Here is a 22,981-nt window from a genome sequence, read left to right as displayed (position 1 = left end):
AGGCGAAGTTAGAGTTTCGAAACAGAATATTTACCGAAAAAAATGCCTAAAGGGCGTTTTTTTATTATCTTTAAGTGTCTCAGTAATATCTATTTTGAATTAAACTGCATATTAAAGAGTATTTCTCGTATTAATATCTCTTTGTTACAATCAGATTGTTATCTAAAGGAGGGTATAAAATGAACTATCGCAAATTAGGAACTAGTGGCTTACATCTAAGTGAGATTGCTTATGGTAATTGGATTACACATGGTGCTCAAGTGGACAATGATACTGCCCATGCTTGTGTTCGCGCTGCATTGGATGTAGGGATCACAACATTTGATACTGCAGATGTATATTCCGATACGAAAGCTGAGATGGTGCTGGGCCAAGCATTAAAAGGAGTGCACAGAGCTGATATCGAATTGTGTACCAAGGTGTGCCATCCCACAGGGACGGGACGTAACGCAAGAGGTCTGTCTCGCAAGCATATTATGGAGGCGTGCCATGCTTCACTGAACAGATTACAGACCGATTATATTGATATCTATTATGCGCATCGCTTTGACGCAACAGTATCCCTTGAAGAGACCTTTTTGGCTTTTTCGGATCTGGTGCGTCAAGGTAAGGTTCTCTATGTCGGGATAAGTGAGTGGACGGCGGATCAGATAGCAGAAGGTGCTATTTTGGCGAGGGAATTGAAGGTGCCATTGGTGGCTAGTCAACCTCAATATTCGATGTTATGGCGCGTGATGGAGACGGAGGTAGTTCAAGCTTGTGAGCGGGAAGGGATTGGACAGGTGGTCTGGTCACCGCTTGCTCAAGGGATTCTTTCAGGTAAATATATGCCAGGGCAACCATTGCCAGAGGGTTCTCGTGCTTCAACCGCTGCGGGCTCACCATTTATGAATAAATTGGCGGGTCAGTGGCTTCGGACTGAGGTGCTTGAGGCGGTCTCGAATCTCTCTTCCATCGCCAGTGAAGTTGGGTTGACGCTTCCGCAGTTGGCTATAGCATGGGTGTTGCAAAATACACAAGTCTCATCTGCAATTATTGGGGCATCCAAGCCTGAGCAGGTTATAGAAAATGCCAAAGCTGCGGGAGTTCGTCTGGATAGGGAAGTGATGTTGGAAATCGATAGGGTGCTAGAAGGACTCGTTGAACGTGATCCTAGAAAAACGGGCTGAATATTATATTATTCACCATTAATAGCTTCTGAACTCATTTGTCCTATGATCTCTAGTAACGCGGATAAGGAGGCACGATCGCAATCGGTTCTCCAAGCGGCATAAAGGGGAATCGATGGTGTGCTTTCTTCAAAGGGACGAAATGCGACACCTTCACGCTGAAAAATAGCAACTGAAGAGGGCACAATGGAAACTCCAAGATTAGCAGCTACCAAATTTACAATGGTGTACATCTGAATGGCTTCCTGTACAACATTCGGATACATGTCGTGTTGGGCGCAGAAGCTCATAATGAGGTCATGAAAAGGAGCTCCTAAATGACGCGGGAACGATATAAACGGCTCTAAAGCTAAAGAGCGAATGGATAACACCGGTAATTGAGATAGGTGATGCTGCTCTGGCAAAACGGCAATAAGCGATTCATTGACTAAGGGACGATGGTCGATATGTTTGCCCGACTCTGTATAACGTACAAATCCAATGTGAATCGTTCCTTCATGTAAAGCCTGCCACTGCTGAGCAGACGTCATCTCATGTAATCTGAGTTGTACTTGTGGATAACGTTCCCGAAACATTTTTAACATATTAACCAATACTCCACCAGCTGCAGAATCTATAAATCCAATGTTCAAATGTCCGATAATTCCTTGATCGACTAATTGTGTTGTTTTAATAGAGCGTTCCAGTTGAGATAAAATGGATTTAGCCTCTTCTAGAAATACCGCCCCCGCTGGCGTGAGACGAACTTGTCTTTTGTTCCGTTCTAATAGTTTCACACCAATTTCATTCTCCAGAGCTTGAATTTGCTGGCTTAAGGGAGGCTGTGTCATATTTAGCTTCTCTGCTGCACGGTTAAAATGCAGTTCCTCTGCTACTGCGATAAAGTATTGCAATTTTTTTATGTCCATACTTTTCATTCTCCCTTGAAATGCTTCTTCAAGCAAGTATAAGGATCTTTGAAGAAAAATGAAAGGAATGACATGTCCTTTGAGGTGTTTTATTCGAGTGCCAAATGCGCTAGACTTGGAATGGGTACCCAGAACAATGATGTACTGTTTGATTGGTCATAAAGGGGGAGATCTACGATGATAAGAGGATTAACAACAGCAGGTTTGGGCGAGATTAGTTCCAATGAAGAATACATCAGACTTGCGAGCCAATTCGGGTTTCGGTCCATAGACGTCAATCCATTAGAGTTGGTACAGCAATATGGCAAGGATGGGGCAGTTCAATTGTTGGAAAGTCATGGCGTCATGCTAGGATCTTTTGGTTTAGAGGTAGATTGGCGCACGACAGAGGATAGCTTTAGGGAGAGTCTGAAATCGCTTACCCAGATGGCTGAGGCCGCTGCTGACTTAAAGTGCACCACATGCTGCACATATATTTTACCTTCGACTGATCTTCCGGTCGCACCGTTTATGATTGCAGCCACTAGACGTTTAAGACTATGTGCAGAAATATTAGGCGCTTATGGTATTTCGCTAGCCTTAGAGTTCGTTGGCCCTCATCACTTACGTACACAATGGGCAAATCCGCTGATCTGGACGATGCATGATACGTTGAACTGGATAGACACCATTCAAGTGAGAAATATCGGCTTGTTGCTGGATTCCTATCATTGGCATACAAATGGATTAACAAGTGAGGATCTGCTGAAATTACAACCGCATCAAATCGCGTATGTCCATATCAATGATGCTAAACCTCTGCCCATAGAAGAATTGCTTGATTTTGATCGATTGTATCCAGGGGAAGGGGCTATTGATCTTACAGGCTTCCTGGGAAGCCTTACAAAGATCGGGTATACCGGCGTTATCGCCCAAGAAGTGCTGGCACCAGCCTCCGCACACAGTTCATCTGAATTATTTTCCCGTTCCAAAGCAGGTTTCGATAAAGTATTCTCATTGCTAGAAATCTAAACACATCGAACTCTACATTAGAAGAAGCGTTAAGGAAGGAATCAACTATCTGCTCTATGGGATAGTTGATTTTTTTCCTCTAAACATAGGATTACATACGTCTATAGGCCTCTTAATATAGTATAATCATACTGTATTGCTCAAAGTTGGAGATAGGGATATAGCACTATTAAATACTATTGACGAATGAGGAGTCTATGAGAACTTCGGAGAATAAAATTAAGTTAAGTCATATGTTGTACATAGTAGTATTCATCTGCCTGCTGATTGCAATACGCTGGAGCTGGTACAATCATTTTACTCTGTCTAATCCTCCTGTAGTGGAGCAAGGTGTGCTCGATTTGCGGGGAGTAGACCTTGAATCACTAAGCTCTTTTCCATTGGATGGAGAATGGGAGTTTTATCCTCAACAATGGGTGAATGCCGCCAATGTGGATAGCGTTTTAAAAGGCCAAATGCTTCAGGTGCCGGGTAACTGGAGTACCGCATTTAATCCTTCAGAGCAAAAAAAGGCATATGGATACGGAACTTATCATATGCGTATTTTGCTAGATCAACCCTTGTCTGAGCCGCTAAGCTTTTGGTTCCAGTCCATCTATACTTCTTCTGAAGTGGAGATCAATGGAACAGTGCTCGCACGGTTTGGTGTGTTATCTGACGAGAAGGAAGAGCATGTTTATGTGACGAAAGCATTCTTAATCAGTTATACACCTACAGATCAGAAGCATCTGGATCTATTTGTTCGGACGTCAAACTATGAGTCTCCACTAAAAGGGGGCATAATTCGGTCCGTGGAGTTTGGCATTCAACATGAAGTAGACACTATATACTGGAATTCCATTGGCTTGCAGCTAGTCGTAGGGGTCATGCTTCTTCTACATGGGTTGTATTTATTGATTATCTATCTGATGGATGTACGAAAAACAGAGCTGATTATTTTTTTCCTCATGATGGTCGCTGCGGCTGTATCCATTGGGGTTGAACATAATGGACTAATGTTCCGGTTTCTTCATGTTGATTTTATCTGGATGTTGAGGTTAAAGGTTCTTTCGTATATAGGGTTTTGTCTATTCCTTTTATTGATGGGAAGAGAACTATTGGGGAATCGACGGAAAGGCAAGGCGTTTTATAGTTACATCCTGTCAGTTCTCATTTTTACTTTATTTATTATTGTAGGTCCTGAAGAGGCAGTGTTATATATCATCGGAAAAGGGTATTACATGATCCTGTATTACGTTCCAGTGTGTTGGACGGTATATTATTTTTGGAAGATGGTATCCTTACGAGCTGAAGGTGCTCTATTTTTATTGTTTTCAGTGTTAGCAGTACTAAATAATATGTTGTGGGGGGCTGTCTACTATGCCAGTAGCTCACAATTTATGTTTTATCCCGTAGATTTAATAGCTGCCCTTGCCGCATTTTCCGCCTATTGGTTTAGGAGATATTTTCATCAATCCCATCAAAATGTGTTACTGAACGCTCAATTGGCGGAATCCAATAAATTAAAGGACCGTTTTCTAGCCAATACGTCACATGAGCTGCGCACTCCACTGCATGGGATTATGAATATTGCCCAAAGTGTGTTAACAAGAAAAAAACATGTGCTGGATGAAGAGAGCCAGCGTGACATGGAATTGCTAATTATGGTCAGTCGCCGGATGTCGCTTATGCTGAATGACTTGCTTGATGTTGTGCGATTGCAGGATAAGCGGATTGTGATGAATATAAAGGTCTTGCAAGTGAGGTCATTGGCTGAAGGTGTACTGGATATGTTACGCTTCTTAACCGGTGGGACGAAGGTAGAGCTTCGAATGTCTATAGATGAGAAACTGCCTCGTGTTTATGCGGATGAGGAGCGATTGGTGCAGATTCTGATTAATTTAGTTCATAACGCACTAAAGTACACCGAACAGGGAAGTGTTGAACTGGCCGCAGAACAAGTGGGTGGGGATGTATGGATACATGTTACGGATACAGGAGTAGGCATGGATGAAGCTTTGAAAAAGCGTGTTTTTATGCGCTATGAACAAGGGGCTTACGGTCAAGGCGGCATTGGGCTGGGACTAAGCATCTGTAAGGAGCTGGTCGAACTGCATGGCAGTGAATTATTGCTGCAATCGCAGCCGGGTCAGGGAAGTAAGTTCAGCTTCAAATTACCTGTAGCCAAAGGGAGCTTGCAGTCATCCATTCCGGATGTCTATGCAGAAAAAGATTCGGATCCATTGTCACCATTCAGCACGTGGATAACTGCTGAGAAATCAGCTATGGTGGCTGCCACCTATAATACAAAGGAAGTAGAGCCACTCTCGAAGCTCGATACAGACGCTGATATCATACATGTGCTGGCAGTTGATGATGATTCGGTCAATTTAAAAGTTCTGCAAAATATTTTATCAGATGGAGCTTATCGGATTGATACAACGACTTCAGCCCGTGAGGCGCTGGATATGTTGCATCATGAGCAGTTCGATTTGGTTATCGCTGATGTGATGATGCCGGGCATGTCTGGTTATGAATTGACAAGATTGATACGCGAGCGGTTCACGATGTATGAACTTCCTATTATTCTACTGACCGCTCGCAGTGAGCAGGAGGATGTCTACGCAGGTTTCTTGGCTGGAGCAAATGACTATGTTACTAAGCCAGTAGATGCAATGGAATTGAAGTATCGCGCATCGTCGCTCACTTCTATGAAGCAAGCAGTCAATGATCGTTTGAGAATGGAGGCTGCTTATTTACAAGCGCAGATCCATCCACATTTTCTCTTTAATACATTAAATTCGATTATGTCCTTGAGTGATTTTGACACTGTCAAAATGAAAGATCTTTCAGATGCGTTCACTACTTATCTGCGGATCAGCTTTGACTTCTTAAATGCAGGCAAACTTGTTTCGCTGTCGCAAGAGCTGGAGCTGGTCGAGAATTATGTATATATCCAGCAGCAACGTTTTGAGGAAAGGCTGCAAGTTGAATGGGAAGTAGACGCGAATCTCCAGCTTCTAATTCCTCCGCTAACGATTCAGCCACTGGTGGAGAACGCCGTCCGGCATGGGATATTAAGTCGGGCAAAAGGTGGAATCTTGCGTATTCATATTGAGACACATGCGGAGGCTATTCATTTTATCATTGCAGATACGGGGATTGGAATGGATGAAGCTCAAGTCAGCAAGTTATTACAGCCAAAAAGTCTTAAGGATCAAGGAATTGGTCTCCTTAATACCGATCGGAGATTAACACAATTATATGGACAAGGCTTGAAGATTCAAAGTATTCCTGGGGTGGGAACTACGGTGTCTTTCATTATTCCTGATTAGGATGGTTGTAAAACCATCCTTTTCTGTCTAGCTGTAATTGAGTGGATGTGATTTGAATGATCAATTCTTCCACGGCGGATAAGGTTGCAACTATACAGACAATGGTTGTCCAAATGGTGTGGTTACTATGGGAAAGCCATATAGGAGTTACAAATAGGAGGAGCCCGGTGAGTTTATTGCCGTAGGTATGGATGCTTGCGTAAGTTTTGAATCTGCGAAGGGCAATCCCTATCGCTGTTAAGCGGATGACCGCGATCAAGAAGATCCATAGGATGAATTCGAGTGTGAGACCTAGAAGCGGATACAAAGTAAATAAGCTGATCCCGATTAGTATTGTGTCGGCAGCAGAATCCAGCTTTGCTCCGAGATGACTTGTTGTGCCTGATTTTCGGGCAATTGGACCATCTATCAGATCGGTGACTCCGCAAAGGATATAAATTGCAAGAAAGGGCGAACTTAGGGGCTCGAAGAATAACAGCATGATTGCCAAAATAATTCTGCCAAGTGTAATACAGTTAGGTATAACTTTCAACTTCAATCCCACCTTTGTTCATGACCTCATTTAATTCTATTGTACCAGAGGCAGAGTATATGCTATATGCTATATGCTATTTGGAAAAGGATTATAAGATAGTATTGAAGAAGTAGTGAAGTAGAAGTGTAGATTAGGATTCTAGTAGTAATTTAGGAGGGATTTTATGAAGCAGAATACAAACTTAAAGGTACATACATTAGCTGATATCGAACATCTGAAAATTCACGGCAGAACAACAGGTTTACTTTCTCCACTAACGTTATTTTGGACAGGCAGTGCGGTCGAATTAAATGTTAAAAGTTCTGAGCTATGGCTTGAAGTAGAAGCAGATTATGATGTTTATGAACCTTGGATTAGCATCCTGATCAACTCCGTTCCTGTTAGCAGACAAATGTTAGTAGCAGGCCGGTATTGGATTTGTGTATTTAGAGGCATGAATGAACGTGTTGTGAAAAATGTACGTATTGTAAAAGATGTGCAGGCAATGAGTGGAGACCCTGGCTGCTCTTTGCAGATACATGCGGTGAAGATGGATGGGGAATTTCTGCCCGTTGCGGACAAACCCCACAAGATAGAGTTCATAGGTGACAGTATAACATCCGGAGAAGGAAGTATAGGTGCCAAGGCTGAAGAAGACTGGATTCCAATGTGGTTTAGTGCCATTAACAACTATACTAGCATGACGGCAGATGCTTTAAATGCAGAATATAGAGTTATTTCTCAAAGTGGCTGGGGCGTCCTTACTAGCTGGGATAATAATCCGCACGGTAATATCCCTGATGGTTATGAACAGGTTTGTGGTCTTCTAACTGGAGCAAAAAACGAAGCTTTAGGAGCTTTTCAAGCACATTCTTTTGAATCCTGGCAGCCAGATGTTGTGGTAGTTAATCTAGGAACAAATGATGGGGGCGCTTTTCAATCGCCAGAATGGAAAGATGAGGTAACAGGGGAGAGCCATAAACAACGCTTAAATGAAGACGGGACCTATCATGAGGATGATATACAAGCTTTTGTCGATGCCGCCGAGAAATTTCTGATGAAGCTTAGAAAAAATAATCAACATGCACATCTCGTATGGGCATACGGGATGCTTGGTATCCCCATGATGCCGGCGATCTACCGAGCGGTCGATGCTTATAGCAAGAAAACAGGGGACAAGCAGGTTTCTGTGTTGCAGCTTCCGAATATGACAGATGAGACCATAGGGGCAAGAAGTCATCCGGGAGCATTAGCTCATGAACAAGCGGCAAAAGAGTTGACGGGGTATTTGAAAGGGATTCTAGCGGGCGAAAGTTAATGATGAATTCATAAAAAACAAGCCGGAGCGAAAGGATCACGCTCCGGCTTGTTTTTATTTACTTTAGTCTATTTGGTGGATACAGATTTGAACCATTCGTTAACTTCTTTGGTGATTTGGTCACCACCATTTGCTTTCCAGTTGGAAACAAAGGAGTCAAAGGCATCTACTGGAAGCTTGCCGTAAATGATTTTGTTGAAGGTTTCCATTTCGGATTGACGAAGCAGATTCCATTTGGATACCATCGTTGGTGTCGCAGCACCAGTGAAATAGTTCTGTCTACGAATGTCTATTTGCGACATAACAACTTTTGCAGCGGCCCAGTTTTCCGGTTTACGGAACTCAGCCATTTGTTTTTCATAAGGAGTTACAGGTGTTTCACCATCAGCAAGTTTAACCAATGTCTTCATGAACAGATCAGGAATACGAGCCGGTCCAGTTAAGAAAGGAAACTCATTGGAGAAGTCTTTAATCTTCTCTTTATCACTAGTAGGCTTTCCATCAATCATGTCCCAATCGTAGCCTTTAGCAAAGCCGTATTCAAATTCACTACCAGCTGCAGGATTAGCTAGGTTATCAAGCAAGTAGTTGTAGTATAAGAAAATTGCTTCAGGGTGCTTAGCATCTTTGTTAATCATGATACTAGCGTTTACCCCAGAGTTCTGCCATTTGGTACCGATGAGTCCGTCTGGACCTGCTGGAACCGGATAAGCTTTGATCTTCGCTCCAGGTACATTTTTCATAAGATCGGGAGCTGGCCAGTCTGGAACCCAGTTTGCCCCTGGTAGAATACCTGCGGCGCCTTTTGTCCAGCTTTCAGCAGATTTACCTTCATCCCAAAGTGCGGAGTCTGTGTGAATATAACCTTTTTCCATCCACTCACTAAGCTTAGCAAGGGCTTGTTTAGCTCCAGGATTTATGGAACCGTATTCTAGATTGCCGTCGGCATCTTTATTCCATTGTTCTTCAATCGTACCGTAAGCACCGAATAACCAGTCTAGTTGGCCCATCCAGGTGTTTGTATTGTTTTTCAAAGAAATCGCAAGTGGGAAAACATCTTTAGGTGCTAGACCGTCAGGGTTTTCGTTCTTGAATTTGTCCATAATGATCTCAAGATCGGCGATTGTTTTTGGAGCTTGAAGGTTCAGCTTTTCCATCCAATCTTCCCGTAACCAGAGAAGGGTATCGTCATTATCGGTATATTCAAGGATCGGCATATTGTATTTCTTACCGTCTTTTGTGAATGGATACCAAAGTTCTGGGTGTGCTGCAGCATGATCTTTTAGAATTTTATTAGCATACTTGTCAAACAACTCATCGATAGCAATGAACTGACCGGAATCAATCAGTTGATTGGTCAACACTGCATTGGTTGGTACAGAAACGAAGTCAGGCAGCTTTTCGCCAGAAGCAATGGCAAGCTGAAGCTTTTGTCTGTATTGATCGTCATTGGCAGGATACCAAGTATCTTTATGCTTCATGCCCAGTGTTTCCAGCATCCAGCGATCGTGAACATTGTTTTCTTTTGTATCGCCTTGAACATATTTCTTCGGCATCAATACCGAACTGAACTCGATGGGTGGATCGTATTTACCTTTTTCAAAAGCAGCATCTGCTTCAGATAAACTAGTCTCAGACGATGTGGTATTGTTTTGTTTGGCGTTTTCATTATTTCCGCCGCCACTGCCACAGGCTGTGAGTGTGATAAGTGCTGTGACCGTTAACAACGACCACATTTTTTTGAACTTGATCATTCTTTAATTCCCCCTACTGTGTATGATCTTTACAAGTGTAACTTTAACAACTAGTCGGGGATGGCATCTATATGAGATTTTTAGTTTCGATAGGACTCTATCATGCTATTTATTATTGTCTCGATATTCCTGCGGTGTTACTCCGAACTGTCGTTTGAATACTTTTATAAAATAAGCAGGGTCCATATAGCCAATCTCCATGCTGATTTCATAGACTTTTTTAGAAGTGGTTTTCAGCTTATGGCAGGCCCGATCCATGCGCAGGCGCGAGATATAATCGCTTATTCCTTCACCCGTTTCAATCTTATAAATTTTTGATAAATGAGTCGGATGGAGGTTTACATGGTCAGCCAGAACCCGTAATGAAACATCTAAATGCAGGTTTTTGTCTGTGAAATCTTGAATCTTTTTCACATATTCAGACCTGATGTCCTTAATTTCGTTAGACGTTCCTTCTTTCAATTTGCTCAGGATGCTGAGGGACCATTTTCTAAGTTTACCGATGGTCGAGAACGCTTCACCGCTTTGCAACCAACCGAGATCGTCTCCCACTAAGTTAGCTAGAGTATGTCCATTTCGGTGTGCGAGATTCGTGAAGGATGCAGTGATTAAAAAACCTGCCTCCATGCAATGCTCCCACGATTCAGACCATTTCTCATCCAGCTCCGCGCAGACAGCGAGTAGTTTCTCTTCCGCAGCATCCCAATGCCCACTTTCAAGCAGGTGAATTAGTGTCGGCGGGGTGTAAAGGGCATCCAAAGGTCCTTGGGTGGTGGAAGGTTCAAATTCGCTGACCCGCATTACGAATTCGCGCTCGTCTCCCACGATCTGCCGGAAATAAGCTGTAGCCTGACGGAAACGGCTCGACACCTTCTCGGGAAACTGGAACCACTCGGTGATTACTATGGACAGGGAACCTTTCAGAAATTGCTTAACCTTATACTGAAGCTGTAAAGAAAGCTTTTCTAGGATGGTTTCTTTGCCGATGTCGGATCCTTTCTCTTTAAGCTGAAGCAGAAACACAAGATATCCATGTTCTTCTTTAACGCCCCAGACCTGCATGAATTCACCCATAATCTCTTCAGCCATATTGATGATGGCATATTCAATTAAGGTTTGATCATTATTGTTATAATGGCTAAATTCTTCTTCCATGCGTACAAGCATCAAAGCGCAATCGCCAGAATGGAAGGGCAAATCATAATTTACGAGCTTCCGTTCCCATTCGCCAGCTTGAAATTGATGACCTTGCAAGGCATCAAGCAGCAGTTGACCACGTAAAAGCGGCAGATTTTCCCGTAGGGTAAACTGGGTTCGTTTAAGCGAACTGATAAGTTCCCATTCTGTGTTCAATTGCTCGATGGCAGTTTTGACTGCACCGATGATTTCATCATCGGTAGGTGGCTTAAGCAAATAATCGACTGCATTATGCTGGAGTGCTTTTTTGGCATAATCGAACTCCGAATGGCCTGATAAAATAATGCATTTAATCTTTTTATCACGTTTTCTTATCCGCTCTATTAATTCAATTCCCGTCATTTCGGGCATTTGGATATCCGAGATCACAATATCAATCGGGTTGGTATCGATAATTTGTAGCGCCTCACGTGCCGAATACGCTTTATGCACCTGTTCAATTCCTAGCGTATGCCAGGGTTTAGTCATGGCAAGATTATCTACCCAGTGCGCTTCATCGTCTACTATAATCATTTGCATGTTGTTATTCTCCTTGATGATTCTTAAATTTAGAATATTCATCCTCAGTAGGGATTTCCCAGATAATCTCTGTTCGGAAACCTCCAAGAGGGGATGGTTTAAAGGTTAGACAGGATTGATTACCGAACAGGTGCATGATCCGCTGATTCGTATTCCAGAGCCCACAGCCCATTTCTTCCTGCAATGGCTCCTGCATTTTACGATTCAAAGCTTCTAACTGCTCCGGATTCAAGCCAGGCCCGTCGTCATCAATATAAATCTTGCAGAAGCCGTTCGAAATCTCACCACTAATGCTAATCTCACCCGATGAATACGATTTGGCCACTCCGTGAATGACTGAGTTCTCCACAATAGGCTGAAGCATTAGACGTGGCACAGACTGGCTTAACATGTTCTCAGGGATTTCGATATGATAATCAATTCTGGCATTGCGCAGCTTTTGAATATCCAAATAGTTGACGAGCAGCTTGATTTCTTCATCCAGTGACGCGGTTTCCCGTTCCATTCGGGTAGTATAACGATAGTAAGCACTTAAATTATAAGCCATTGAGACAACAGCGTCCTCATCCTTCATCTGGGCCATATTGATAATATAACCAAGGCAGTTATAGAGGAAATGCGGATTGATTTGCGCCTGCAGCTGCTTAAGTGTAGCTTCGCGGGCACGGATTTTCTCATTGAACACATTCTCTATCAGGTCTTGAATTTGATGGGACATATCATTAAAGCGATGGAATAGAAACGAAAACTCGTTCCGGCCCTCGTTATGAAGACGTACAGAATAATCTCCACGCTGCACGCGCCGTAAGCCTTTAATTAGCTTTTTGATAGGGTACTGAACATTTCTGTATAGTAATATGGAAGCGGAAATTCCCATAACAAACAGCAAAATCATCGAGATATAGAACAAATCCTGACTGAGCGAAATGGGTTTTAGGATTTGATATAGAGGGACAACATCTATTAAATTCCAATCCAAATAGGAGGACTTCACAGAGCTGACCAGGTAGTTCTTGCCATTGAGTTTGACTACATCCTGCGTAGTGTTCTCAGGTGAGTGTTTATCCAGGTAACGAATGAGTTCTTCAGATAACTGCTTGTCCGCACTGCGATTCAGAATCGGAGAGTTCCCTTTATGATAGAGAAAAGGATCACCTTGTCCACCCTCCTTGTACGTATCCAGCATGTTCTGAATATTCTCATAACTGAAGCTGGCTTCAATCACCAAGTTGCTTCCCGTCAACATCCCCGGCTGAGCTAAGGAATCTGTATAGAACCAGTAGAAGGATTTTAGCTCGTCTTTAGATTCCAAGCTATGATCGCCATACGTCCATTTTCCACTCATATTTCTTTTTAAGTAATCCTCATCATACCCAAATGCTCGATTGTAGTTGGAGATGACATCTTTATTTTGCTGTGAATGTACGGCATATCTGGCAGGCCAAATATCTGCAACCCCGGATTGAAGCACCATCTTTTCCTGAATGACATACCGGGTTTGCATCTGATCATATCGATCAGCCCAAATGTTTAATCCGTTGAAGGCTCTGACATTTGGATCTCTAGAAAGGATAAGGGTGAAGTCCATCATCTGATTAATACGTGAATCAATTTGACTGGACAGAAAAGTGAGCTGCTTCGTATTGGACACCTGCAGCTCTTTACTCACAACATCGTAGGTGACGTTATTTGAAAAGGTATACATGATAATGATGGGGATGAACAAGAGTATGATCAGGCAGTTTATTTTGGCAAACAAACTAAACCGCGATTGTGTTAATTCTCTCAGGGATGTAAAGCGCTTCCAAATATTCATAAATGTACCCTCCAGATGATGTCCTAATAAAACCATATCAAGCCTAACAATGTTATATAGTCAAACCTGAGAAACGCCTGATACTATTTATAGCAGAGATCCCCATCACACACAAAATATTTTTTTTGGGAACAGGAGAGAGCTATGGAGGCTAATTCAATACAGCAGGTAGGCCTGGAAAATAAACCAAGTATAAAAAGAAAAAGAAAAAAAGGCTATAAACAACCATGGGTGCTCCACTTCATGGTATTACCGGCGGCAATTATGGTTTTTATTTTTTCTTATATCCCCATGTCAGGAATACTCATGGCATTTCAGGATTATAAGCCTGCATTAGGATTTTTTGATTCCGAATGGGTCGGACTTAAGCATTTCAGGTACATGTGGGAGAACGATTATTTCCTGCAAATTACTTGGAATACACTGTTTTTTGCTTGCTCCAAAATTGTTTTGAACCTGATTATTCCTTTTATATTCGCCTTGTTGCTCAATGAGGTAAGGAATATGGGTCTTAAAAGATCCATTCAAACACTCGTCTATCTACCGCATTTCTTGTCTTGGGTTACCCTTTCAGGAATTCTGATCGATATCCTAGCACAAACAGGGATCGTCAATCAGTTTATTTCGTCCGTTTTCGGCATAAAACCGATCTTTTTTCTAGGGGACGGCAACTGGTTCCGATTTACCATCATAGCCAGTGATGTTTGGAAAGAATTTGGTTTCAACACGATCATTTTCCTAGCTGCGCTATCCGGCATTAATCCATCACTTTATGAAGCTGCTGAAGTGGATGGGGCAGGTCGCTGGAAGCAAACGATGTATATTACCATACCAGCACTTATTCCAATTGCTATTGTAATTGCGACCTTGGCACTGGGCAATGTATTGAACGCCAACTTTGACCAGGTATTTAACCTATATAGTCCTTTGATCTATCAACAAGGGGATATCATTGATACCTTTGTGTACAGAGAAGGTCTTCTCAGCGGACAATTCAGCTTTGCGACCGCAGTTAATCTTTTTAAATCGGCAATTAGTTTAATTCTAATCGTTATTTCATACCGACTTGCCTATAGATTTGCAGGGTACAGAATTTTCTAGAAAGGATGACAACAAATGTACCATAAAACCCTTCCATATCGAATATTTAGCATATTCAACAATGTGCTCCTAACTATCCTTTCGGTGCTCTGCTTGCTGCCATTGTATCACTTACTCATGGTATCTCTTAGTGCGTCCGCCCCAGCCAATGCTGGATTGGTCACCTTTTGGCCTATTGGCTTCACTTTGGAGGCCTATGCAAAAACTTTTAACAACACTAATTTTCTTACATCCCTGTGGGTGTCGGTAGAGCGGACAATACTAGGAACAGCACTTGCACTGGTAGTAAATACGGTTGCAGCCTATGCTCTTTCTAAGGAAACTAGAGTTTTCCGGGCGCGTAATATCTATCTTTGGTATTTTGTCGTAACCATGCTGTTCAGTGGGGGTCTGATTCCGGGATATATCCTGATTCTAAAGCTCGGGCTGATGAATTCTTTGATGGCACTTATCCTACCTGGATTGGTAGCCGTATTTAACATCATTTTGCTGCTGAACTTCTTCCGTGGTGTACCTAAGGACCTTGAAGAAGCAGCCTTTATTGATGGAGCAGGACATTTTAAGACCTTTTTGAAAATATATTTACCAGTCTCCTTACCAGTCATTGCAACGGTATCCCTATTCATGATGGTGGGTCATTGGAACTCTTATTTTGACGGTATAATCTATATCAGAGATTCGGATAAGCTGCCGCTGGCGACGTTTATGCAGACCATTATCGTTCAGGCAGATATGTCCAAGCTTGATCCGTCAGCTGTAGCTAACTTGTCTCAACGGACCATACGGGCTTCACAGATTTTCATAAGTGCGCTACCGATATTGTTGGTTTATCCATTCCTGCAACGTTATTTTGTGACAGGGATCGTAGTCGGCGCTGTAAAAGAATAGTCAAAAAAGAGGGAGTTACTGGACTAGTCCATGTAGCTCCCTTTTTTTGTAGGTATGGCATGCAAATAAGCATCCCGAGATGAATTGCGCCTTCTAAAATACGGTGCTATACTTTTGGCATGAAATATGCTCGGAGGTGGTACAGTGCTAATGTTGAAATGCCCATTAGCTAGAAGTTCCTCACGCAAAGCCTAATATAGGGCGATACTTTGCGTGAGGTGCGATGGATGACTATATCGCCCAACTTAATTTTATCGTTTCTATAAATGGGCTTTGCACCTTATGAACTTTTAATATAAATAAGGGGCTGAAAAGCGATGTGTACACCATTTATTAGAAACCATCAATATAACTTAATTAAGAAACAAACGAAATTTGTTCTGCATACCCTGCGAACCGTTGCGGATCGCAGAGTCTTGGAGACTGTAAGATATAGTGCTGCTACGAACATTATTGAGGCATTTCCTTCTCTTACGGAGAATCACAAGCAGATGCTGGAACAAATATCGACCTTCGAAACTACAGAAGATTTCCAGAGATATCTTAGTGAATTAGAACCATACCTAGAGTCATATCCGACGATTACGCTGAAGCAGATTCAGAAGCTATTCCCTAAGAATAAGAAACTGAAAGTACCTGATCTACAACTCATCGACTATCGCAACATAACGTATTTGAGTTGGATAGATATTGCCAGTAATAAATTATTCATTATCTATCCGTACGAAGGACAGTTCATTGGTATAGAGGGTAGAATTACACCAACGCACAAAAAAGGGTACTGCATGTTCTGCAATCGGCATCAAGAGCTTGCATTCTTTTATGTTAAGACCAAGAATGTGAACGTTTCGCCGGATAATATTTCTGCTGTGGGTCAATACGTATGTTTGGATAATCAGGAATGTAATCGGAGCATAACCGATACAGCTAAGCTTGAGAGGTTCATTCTCTCTGTCCGCAAATAATGTTTAGAAAAGGCTCCCTTAGTGGGAGCCTTTTTTGTTAAAGATATCGTCAGGATATAGACAATTCGTTTTATTGAAGCAATGGGGCGGGACATTTGTGGATATAATGAGAAAGGGGAGTTAGTAGTATAATTCTTCGTAAGATTCAGTGACTGAATAAACAATATAAGCGTTTACAAACAGAAAATTTGAGTAGTTATAAGAATAGTCAGAAAATTTCCATATGACGTGCTTTGTTACTTAAGCTATAATGAGGTCTAAAAAAGAAAACGGGGCGTTATAATGAATCAAATTAAGGGTAACAAAAATCTTCTCTCGGAGAAGGAGGAACGCTTCTCTTCCGCGGGCTTTATTTTTGCCGCCATCGGCAGCTCGGTTGGGCTAGGGAATATGTGGAAGTTTCCTTATATTACAGGGGAAAATGGGGGGGCAGCTTTTTTCCTTCTTTTCATCGTCTGTTTGGTGCTGATAGGGTTACCGGTGCTGTTGGCAGAACTGGCTATCGGACGCAGCGGGCGTGGTAGCGCGGCGACCTCTTTTATGCGGGCTGGAGGCGGGAAGAGTTGGTTTGCAGCTGGAATGTTGCAGGTACTTGCGCCGTTTCTAATTCTCTCCTTTTATATTATTGTTGCTGGCTGGACGCTGAACTATTCGATGATTGCTTTTAATGGACAACTATTCAGCACTACTGATTATGCAGGCGAATTCAATTCGTTTGTCTCCGGATATATGCCGATCGTTTGGCAGGGGATAGCCATTCTGATTACGGCGGGTGTAGTCATCCTTGGTGTATCAGGCGGGATTGAGAAATTTAACAAAGTATTAATTCCTGGTATGGTCGTACTCCTTGTAGTGTTAATGATTCGCGCGGTAACCTTACCGGGTGCATCCGCAGGGGTATCCTTTTTCCTAAAACCGGACTTTTCAGTGTTGACAGCGGAATCTGCGCTAGTTGCATTGGGACATGCCTTCTTTTCATTATCGCTCGGGATGGGGATTCTCCTGACATACGGATCTTATGTTGATAAAAAACAATCGCTGGGTACCGCTGCGATCGCAATCGGTGCGGGAGATTTGTTATATGCTTTTATCGCAGGCTTGATTATTTTTCCGACGACGTTCTCATTTGGTATTGCTCCTGATCAGGGGCCTTCGCTGATTTTTATCGCTTTGCCAGCCGCTTTCTCGGCTATGCCTTTTGGTGCGCTCTTCGGCGGTTTGTTCTTTATCTTGCTGGCGATTGCTGCTCTAACCTCAGCTGTATCGCTGCTTGAAGTGCCTGTATCCTTCACAATGGAGCGCTGGAATTGGAGCCGGAAACGTTCGGTTTGGATTTTGACGCTGATCTGTTTCCTTCTTAGTATTCCTTTAGCGATGTCACTGGGAATGTTCCCGGAGCTAACGATTGGTGGCAAATCTCTATTTGATGGGCTGGATTTTATCACCTCTAACATTATGCTGCCACTTGGAGGTCTGCTGATTACCATCTTCGCCGGTTATTTCTGGAAAGGTGCAGCGGAAGCCGCTGGACTACAGGCACGCTGGTTCCGTGTTTGGCTGTTTATGCTCCGTTATGTGGCGCCGATCCTAGTGTTCCTAGTGCTGCTCCATACCTCGGGGATTATTTCCTTCTAATTCTGAAATTTATTTATCCAAAAATAGCTCTACGACCCTTGTTGGTTGTAGGGTTTTTTTGTGTTGAAAAGAGGGGATTAGCTTGATTTTTAATTCCTACTTGACTAGGTGGAATAATTGGAATATAGTATAAAAAAGCTTGAACGGTATGGAAGGGAATGTAACTAACTAATCAATCCTTAACTAATAATTGTATACAATTATACAAATATATTATTGGGGTTCGGACCCCATAGATTATCGATGAGGAGCAGTATAGAAATGGCGATACGATCACGAAGGTTATCAAAGGATAATACCTACTATGAATTAAAACAAAAAATTATTGATAGCGAGTTTGAACCGAATCAACCTGTAAATGAAGAAAATTTGGCGGCCTTGCTCGGAGTCAGCCGCACACCTCTAAGAGAGGCGATACAGAGATTGGAGAACGAGGATTTTCTGGTTCGACAGCCAAATGGAAGACTGCGGGTAGCTTCAGTAACCCGTAAAGAGGTTGAAGAAATATTTCTTATTCGCAGCATGCTTGAAGGCTATATTGCAAGAAGTGCAGCTAAGCATGCCACAGAGAAAGATATTGTGAATTTAACGACGATGATTACAAAAATGAAACACTCGTTCCAGCTTGGTGATAATCAGAATTTTGTTACATATGGATTTGAGTTCCATGATTATTTATCAGAAATCAGCGAACTAAAAACCTTCGAGAAGGTTCTGAATCAATTAAGAGATCATTCGCTTCGTTATTGTCGATTCGTCTCTATGCATGGGGATTGGAACACACAAGCGGATGAAGAACATGATCTTATTTTGCAAATGATCGCTGCTAAAAATGAAGATGGTGCTGAAAAAGCCATGCAAGATCATATTTTAAGCAGTCTATCGACTGCGCTTGATCGCATCAAAGGGATTGAAGAAAAGCTGGAAGCATAACGAAAGGGGAGTACATCACCTATGAAACCACTAAATGAGGTTGAGCAAGCTTTAGCTAATCAATTAATAGAGGTTCGCAGAAACCTGCATCGTGAGCCTGAATTAGCGTATGAAGAGTTTAAAACCACAACAAAATTACGGGAATGGCTGACCCAAGCCAATATTCACATCCTTGACTTGCCTTTACAAACCGGACTCATCGCAGAGATCGGGCAGGGTCACGGACCCATAGTGGCCATTCGTTGTGATATTGATGCACTTCCCATAGAGGAACAAACTGAATTGTCCTTTGCCTCAGAGATCCCAGGAAAGATGCATGCCTGTGGTCACGATTTTCACACGGCTACTATTTTAGGTGCTGCATTATTATTAAAGGCTCGTGAAAGTGAATTACCTGGAAAGGTTAGAGTATTGTTTCAACCCGCGGAAGAAACAGGGCATGGGGCGGAAAGTGTCTTAGCCTCGGGAGGACTCCAGGATGTGGCGGCTATATTTGGTCTCCATAATTCACCTGACTTGCCTACAGGAGCTTTTGGAACAAGAACAGGAGCTTTAACAGCCGGTGTTGACCGGTTTGAAATTACAATAAAAGGTGTTGGCGCTCATGCTGCTTATCCTGAAAAAGGTGTGGATACGATTGTAACTGCGGCTCAAATCATTACCGCTCTACAAACCATCGTAAGTCGCCAAAACAGTACCACGGAACCAGTAGTGTTAAGTGTTACCCGAATTAATGGAGGCTTCACATGGAATGTATTGCCGGAAAAAGTCGAATTAGAAGGTACAGTACGAACTTACAATGAAGAGATTCGCCGCAATATTCCGATACAAATGACTCGTCTTATCGAAGGAATTGCTGCGGGAGCTGGGGCAGAGGCACAGTTACATTGGTATCCAGGTCCACCCGCAACGATAAATCATGGGGAATGGGCGGACTTTACCAAAAAGATCGCCTCAGATTTCGGCTATGAAGTACATGATATTCCTCCACAGATGGGTGGAGAAGATTTCTCTTTTTATTTACAACAGATACCGGGTGCTTTTGTGAATATAGGATCAGGTCCAGCCTATCCCTTACATCACCCTCGTTTCGATGTTGATGAAGCTGCGATATTACCAGCTGCTAAGTATTTCGCTTTATTGGCAGAACAAGCGCTGGTGAAGCTGCAAGAGGAAGCTTAATCCTATATATGATTGAGAGGAATGGAAATGATTGAATTAAAGAATGTTTACAAATCGTTCACTCGGAAAGGGACCACTATTGATGCTCTTAAAGGGATTGATTTAAAGGTCGAAAAAGGCGATATATTTGGGGTTATCGGCTATAGCGGTGCTGGGAAAAGTACATTAATTCGTTTAGTCAATTATTTGGAAAGACCCACCAAAGGACAAGTTATGGTCGCTGGACGTGATTTGGGAACATACAACGATAAAGAGTTGCGTACCGCTAAGAAAAATATCGGAATGATTTTTCAACATTTTAATCTATTAGAATCTAAAAAAGTATTTGATAATGTGGCGATCCCTCTAGTTCTCCTAAAAAAGAATAAAAATGAAATCCGCCAGCGGGTAATGGAGCTGCTAGAGTTTGTTGGATTAAGTGACAAAGCGGGGAGTTACCCGAGTGAGTTATCAGGTGGTCAGAAGCAACGTGTCGGGATTGCCAGAGCGCTTGCCTCTAATCCGTCTATCCTTTTATGTGACGAAGCGACCTCTGCCTTAGATCCACAGACCACACATTCTATCTTACAGCTATTAAAAAAAATCAATGCTGAATACAACATTACCGTGATGATCATTACACATGAAATGTCCGTGATTCAAGAGATTTGTAACAAGGTAGCGGTCATGGAAGAAGGCCGGATTATTGAGCAAGGAAGTGTTCTAGATGTATTCGGAAGTCCAAAACATCTGACCACGCAAAATTTCGTGAAGACGGTTATTCAAAATAGCATGACCTCTAGCGTGCGGAAATCTATCAAAACAGAACCCGGAAGTCAGCTGTACAAGCTTAATTTTGTGGGAGCAAGTGCCTCCGAGCCTATCCTGTTTGAAATGATTCGCTCCTGCGATATAAAGGTCAATATTTTATTTGCGAATACGACGGAAATTCAAGAAACAACACTGGGAACAGTGATCATTCAATTCGATGGTGAGGCAGCAGAGATTAACAATGCATTATCTTTCTTAACAAGAAATGGAGTCGATGTAGAGGAGGTAGAATCTAATGTTTTCGACCACAGTAACAGGTGATCAATTTCTGCAGGCGATTATAGAAACCATTCAAATGGTAGGGTTCTCCTTGTTTGTTGGTTCCCTGATTGGGATCCCATTTGGGATATTGCTTGTCATCACTCGTCCGGGTGGGGTTTTGGAGAACAAAGCGCTTTACGCCGTACTAAATCCGATTATCAACATCATTCGCTCATTGCCTTTTATTATTTTACTGGTTGCGATTGTGCCTTTCACACGATTGATTGTTCATACTTCAATTGGGACAAGCGCAGCGATCGTACCCTTGATTATCTATATCGCACCTTATATAGGGCGGTTGGTAGAGAACTCACTGCTTGAAGTGAATCCGGGAATCCTTGAAGCCGCTGAGGCGATGGGAGCCACACCTTTTCAAGTCATTTGGTACTTTTTATTGCCGGAGGCGGTTGGATCCTTAATCCTGTCTCTTACAACAGCGACGATTGGTCTGATAGGTGCAACTGCAATGGCTGGAACGGTAGGGGGAGGCGGCGTGGGAGACTTGGCGATCGTATATGGATACCAACGCTTTGACACTGTTGTCGTAGTAGCCACCGTGATTATCCTCATTATTTTAGTGCAAGGGATTCAATCTTTAGGCAACACGCTAGCAAGAAAAATTCGCCGTTACTAGTTACTACATATTCTGGGAGGGACTCGACAGATGAGTGAATGGAGTAAGCAAGATCGTTTTAACGCATTATTATCTGGAGAACGGGCGGATCGTCCAATCGGAAGTGGTTGGCGCCATTTTATCGACAAAGAACAAACTGCAGATGATTTAGCAGAAACTACGATTTCTTTTACGAAAAAATATGATTGGGATTGGGTCAAGATTAATCCAAGAGCGACTTATCTGGCGGAAGCTTGGGGGAATCAATACGATTTTACGGATTATCAGACCGTATTTCCGAGACAGCAAACGACGGCAATTCCAACAGCGGCTAGTCTGTGGGACATCGATGTCAAAAAGGCAGTCCAGTCAGCCCCTTTGGCAGAGCATTTAGATGCGGTTAGAAAAATTCGCCAAGGGTTACCAGATACCCCGCTAATCCAGACGGTATTTTCACCATTAACAGTGCTGCTATTTATTGTAGGACGTTCTGCTTACGTTACTAAAACGGTGTTTGGTATTGAGCACCCGGTAACTTTGGAATCCTTGTTTAAAGAACATCGTGCGGCAGCACACCATGCGCTACATGCGATTTCCTTAACTTTAGCCGATTATGTACAAGAGTTACAGCAAGCGGGTTCTGACGGTTTGTTCTACGCAGTGACGGGCACAGCTCACCCAGGATTATTTGATGAAGCAATGTTTGATGAGCTGTCCAGACCTTATGATTCTATTGTGTTAGAAGCAGCAAGCTATGGAAAAAACATTCTTCATACTTGTGGAGCTTACGCCCAGCCTGAGAAGTTCAACGATTATCGGATTGACGGGATCAGTTGGGATACGATAGCCAAGGGGAATCCAGGGTTAGAGGCAAATCTCAAAGCTACTAAAGTGGGGGGAGTCGATCATGGGTTGTTTGCGGTAAACGATATTGCCCAAATCAAGCAGCAGGCTGAAGATGCATTAAAGTTAATGAAAGACCAGCCGTTTATTCTATCTCCAAATTGCGCAATCCCACTCAATGTGACGGATAAGGCGTTGGCACAATTTAAAAAATCTATATTGGAATAGGG

General features: G+C 42.6%; 18 protein-coding genes. 13 read left to right on the top strand and 5 right to left on the bottom strand.

Translation table 11 applies throughout. The features are described from left to right. Window positions 1-179 precede the first annotated feature (179 nt). The gene (locus tag NYE72_RS19100) at window positions 180-1,169 is read left to right on the top strand and encodes an aldo/keto reductase family protein (RefSeq protein ID WP_038572067.1); all 990 of its coding nucleotides are present in this window, start codon (window positions 180-182) and stop codon (window positions 1,167-1,169) included. Between the two features lie 8 nt (window positions 1,170-1,177). On the opposite strand, the gene NYE72_RS19095 is transcribed toward NYE72_RS19100, so the two are convergent. Continuing rightward, window positions 1,178-2,077 (bottom strand): LysR family transcriptional regulator, encoded by a 900-nt coding sequence (locus NYE72_RS19095; RefSeq protein WP_038572065.1) that lies wholly within the window; start codon window positions 2,075-2,077, stop codon window positions 1,178-1,180. A gap of 177 nt (window positions 2,078-2,254) precedes the next feature. Here NYE72_RS19095 and NYE72_RS19090 point away from each other — a divergent pair, with 177 nt between their 5' ends. Both NYE72_RS19090 and NYE72_RS19085 read left to right on the top strand, forming a co-directional pair. Further along, the gene (locus NYE72_RS19090; RefSeq protein ID WP_038572064.1) at window positions 2,255-3,088 is read left to right on the top strand and encodes a sugar phosphate isomerase/epimerase family protein; all 834 of its coding nucleotides are present in this window, start codon (window positions 2,255-2,257) and stop codon (window positions 3,086-3,088) included. 197 nt (window positions 3,089-3,285) lie between these two features. Beyond that, window positions 3,286-6,402, top strand: coding sequence for an ATP-binding protein (locus NYE72_RS19085; RefSeq protein WP_339210240.1), 3,117 nt, complete (start codon window positions 3,286-3,288; stop codon window positions 6,400-6,402). Here the strand turns inward: NYE72_RS19085 and NYE72_RS19080 are convergent. After that, complete coding sequence (locus tag NYE72_RS19080; RefSeq protein ID WP_326047672.1) at window positions 6,389-6,934, bottom strand: CDP-alcohol phosphatidyltransferase family protein; 546 nt, start codon at window positions 6,932-6,934, stop codon at window positions 6,389-6,391. The genes NYE72_RS19085 and NYE72_RS19080 overlap by 14 nt on opposite strands. Window positions 6,935-7,100: 166 nt before the next feature. On the opposite strand from NYE72_RS19080, the gene NYE72_RS19075 reads away from it, so the two are divergent. Then, window positions 7,101-8,234, top strand: coding sequence for an SGNH/GDSL hydrolase family protein (locus NYE72_RS19075; protein ID WP_339210237.1), 1,134 nt, complete (start codon window positions 7,101-7,103; stop codon window positions 8,232-8,234). A 68-nt stretch (window positions 8,235-8,302) separates the two neighbouring features. On the opposite strand, the gene NYE72_RS19070 is transcribed toward NYE72_RS19075, so the two are convergent. The 3 genes from NYE72_RS19070 to NYE72_RS19060 form a co-directional block, all read right to left on the bottom strand. Further along, window positions 8,303-9,988 (bottom strand): ABC transporter substrate-binding protein, encoded by a 1,686-nt coding sequence (locus NYE72_RS19070; protein ID WP_036688689.1) that lies wholly within the window; start codon window positions 9,986-9,988, stop codon window positions 8,303-8,305. 105 nt (window positions 9,989-10,093) lie between these two features. Further along, a complete protein-coding gene (locus NYE72_RS19065) occupies window positions 10,094-11,704 on the bottom strand; it encodes a response regulator (RefSeq protein ID WP_036688687.1) in 1,611 nt (536 codons plus the stop codon). Window positions 11,705-11,708: 4 nt separating this feature from the next. Beyond that, complete coding sequence (locus NYE72_RS19060) at window positions 11,709-13,520, bottom strand: sensor histidine kinase (RefSeq protein ID WP_036688684.1); 1,812 nt, start codon at window positions 13,518-13,520, stop codon at window positions 11,709-11,711. Between the two features lie 144 nt (window positions 13,521-13,664). Here NYE72_RS19060 and NYE72_RS19055 point away from each other — a divergent pair, with 144 nt between their 5' ends. From NYE72_RS19055 to NYE72_RS19015, 9 genes are all read left to right on the top strand, one after another. After that, window positions 13,665-14,621: an ABC transporter permease subunit gene (locus tag NYE72_RS19055; protein ID WP_036688682.1), complete on the top strand. Its 957-nt coding sequence runs from the start codon at window positions 13,665-13,667 to the stop codon at window positions 14,619-14,621. Window positions 14,622-14,636: 15 nt separating this feature from the next. Beyond that, window positions 14,637-15,509, top strand: a complete 873-nt coding sequence (locus NYE72_RS19050; protein ID WP_036688680.1) for a carbohydrate ABC transporter permease — start codon at window positions 14,637-14,639, stop codon at window positions 15,507-15,509. Between the two features lie 317 nt (window positions 15,510-15,826). Further along, window positions 15,827-16,474 (top strand): FusB/FusC family EF-G-binding protein, encoded by a 648-nt coding sequence (locus NYE72_RS19045; RefSeq protein WP_339210235.1) that lies wholly within the window; start codon window positions 15,827-15,829, stop codon window positions 16,472-16,474. A 282-nt stretch (window positions 16,475-16,756) separates the two neighbouring features. Further along, complete coding sequence (locus NYE72_RS19040; RefSeq protein ID WP_036688675.1) at window positions 16,757-18,109, top strand: sodium-dependent transporter; 1,353 nt, start codon at window positions 16,757-16,759, stop codon at window positions 18,107-18,109. 261 nt (window positions 18,110-18,370) lie between these two features. Next, window positions 18,371-19,042, top strand: coding sequence for a GntR family transcriptional regulator (locus tag NYE72_RS19035; protein WP_036688673.1), 672 nt, complete (start codon window positions 18,371-18,373; stop codon window positions 19,040-19,042). Window positions 19,043-19,063: 21 nt separating this feature from the next. After that, window positions 19,064-20,224: an amidohydrolase gene (locus NYE72_RS19030; RefSeq protein ID WP_036688672.1), complete on the top strand. Its 1,161-nt coding sequence runs from the start codon at window positions 19,064-19,066 to the stop codon at window positions 20,222-20,224. Between the two features lie 27 nt (window positions 20,225-20,251). Then, window positions 20,252-21,295 (top strand): methionine ABC transporter ATP-binding protein, encoded by a 1,044-nt coding sequence (locus NYE72_RS19025; protein WP_339210233.1) that lies wholly within the window; start codon window positions 20,252-20,254, stop codon window positions 21,293-21,295. Then, complete coding sequence (locus NYE72_RS19020) at window positions 21,270-21,929, top strand: methionine ABC transporter permease (RefSeq protein ID WP_036688669.1); 660 nt, start codon at window positions 21,270-21,272, stop codon at window positions 21,927-21,929. Before NYE72_RS19025 ends, NYE72_RS19020 begins: the two co-directional genes overlap by 26 nt. A gap of 30 nt (window positions 21,930-21,959) precedes the next feature. Next, window positions 21,960-22,979 carry a uroporphyrinogen decarboxylase family protein gene (locus tag NYE72_RS19015; protein WP_339210231.1) on the top strand — a complete coding sequence of 340 codons (1,020 nt, stop codon included), beginning with the start codon at window positions 21,960-21,962 and terminating at the stop codon, window positions 22,977-22,979. The last annotated feature ends 2 nt before the right edge of the window (window positions 22,980-22,981 follow it).

This window comes from Paenibacillus sp. FSL L8-0333 (genome assembly GCF_037965665.1).
GTDB lineage: Bacteria > Bacillota > Bacilli > Paenibacillales > Paenibacillaceae > Paenibacillus_AQ > Paenibacillus_AQ odorifer.
The sequence above is the reverse complement of the archived record's forward strand: the minus strand, read 5'-3'. Positions and strand labels throughout refer to the sequence as shown.

Coding starts and splice junctions, on each gene's coding strand:
- NYE72_RS19100 (WP_038572067.1), top strand. CDS start 180: ATGAACTATCGCAAATTAGGAACTAGTGGCTTACATCTAAGTGAGATT.
- NYE72_RS19095 (WP_038572065.1), bottom strand. CDS start 2,077: ATGGACATAAAAAAATTGCAATACTTTATCGCAGTAGCAGAGGAACTG.
- NYE72_RS19090 (WP_038572064.1), top strand. CDS start 2,255: ATGATAAGAGGATTAACAACAGCAGGTTTGGGCGAGATTAGTTCCAAT.
- NYE72_RS19085 (WP_339210240.1), top strand. CDS start 3,286: ATGAGAACTTCGGAGAATAAAATTAAGTTAAGTCATATGTTGTACATA.
- NYE72_RS19075 (WP_339210237.1), top strand. CDS start 7,101: ATGAAGCAGAATACAAACTTAAAGGTACATACATTAGCTGATATCGAA.
- NYE72_RS19070 (WP_036688689.1), bottom strand. CDS start 9,988: ATGATCAAGTTCAAAAAAATGTGGTCGTTGTTAACGGTCACAGCACTT.
- NYE72_RS19065 (WP_036688687.1), bottom strand. CDS start 11,704: ATGCAAATGATTATAGTAGACGATGAAGCGCACTGGGTAGATAATCTT.
- NYE72_RS19060 (WP_036688684.1), bottom strand. CDS start 13,520: ATGAATATTTGGAAGCGCTTTACATCCCTGAGAGAATTAACACAATCG.
- NYE72_RS19055 (WP_036688682.1), top strand. CDS start 13,665: ATGGAGGCTAATTCAATACAGCAGGTAGGCCTGGAAAATAAACCAAGT.
- NYE72_RS19050 (WP_036688680.1), top strand. CDS start 14,637: ATGTACCATAAAACCCTTCCATATCGAATATTTAGCATATTCAACAAT.
- NYE72_RS19045 (WP_339210235.1), top strand. CDS start 15,827: ATGTGTACACCATTTATTAGAAACCATCAATATAACTTAATTAAGAAA.
- NYE72_RS19040 (WP_036688675.1), top strand. CDS start 16,757: ATGAATCAAATTAAGGGTAACAAAAATCTTCTCTCGGAGAAGGAGGAA.
- NYE72_RS19035 (WP_036688673.1), top strand. CDS start 18,371: ATGGCGATACGATCACGAAGGTTATCAAAGGATAATACCTACTATGAA.
- NYE72_RS19030 (WP_036688672.1), top strand. CDS start 19,064: ATGAAACCACTAAATGAGGTTGAGCAAGCTTTAGCTAATCAATTAATA.
- NYE72_RS19025 (WP_339210233.1), top strand. CDS start 20,252: ATGATTGAATTAAAGAATGTTTACAAATCGTTCACTCGGAAAGGGACC.
- NYE72_RS19020 (WP_036688669.1), top strand. CDS start 21,270: ATGTTTTCGACCACAGTAACAGGTGATCAATTTCTGCAGGCGATTATA.
- NYE72_RS19015 (WP_339210231.1), top strand. CDS start 21,960: ATGAGTGAATGGAGTAAGCAAGATCGTTTTAACGCATTATTATCTGGA.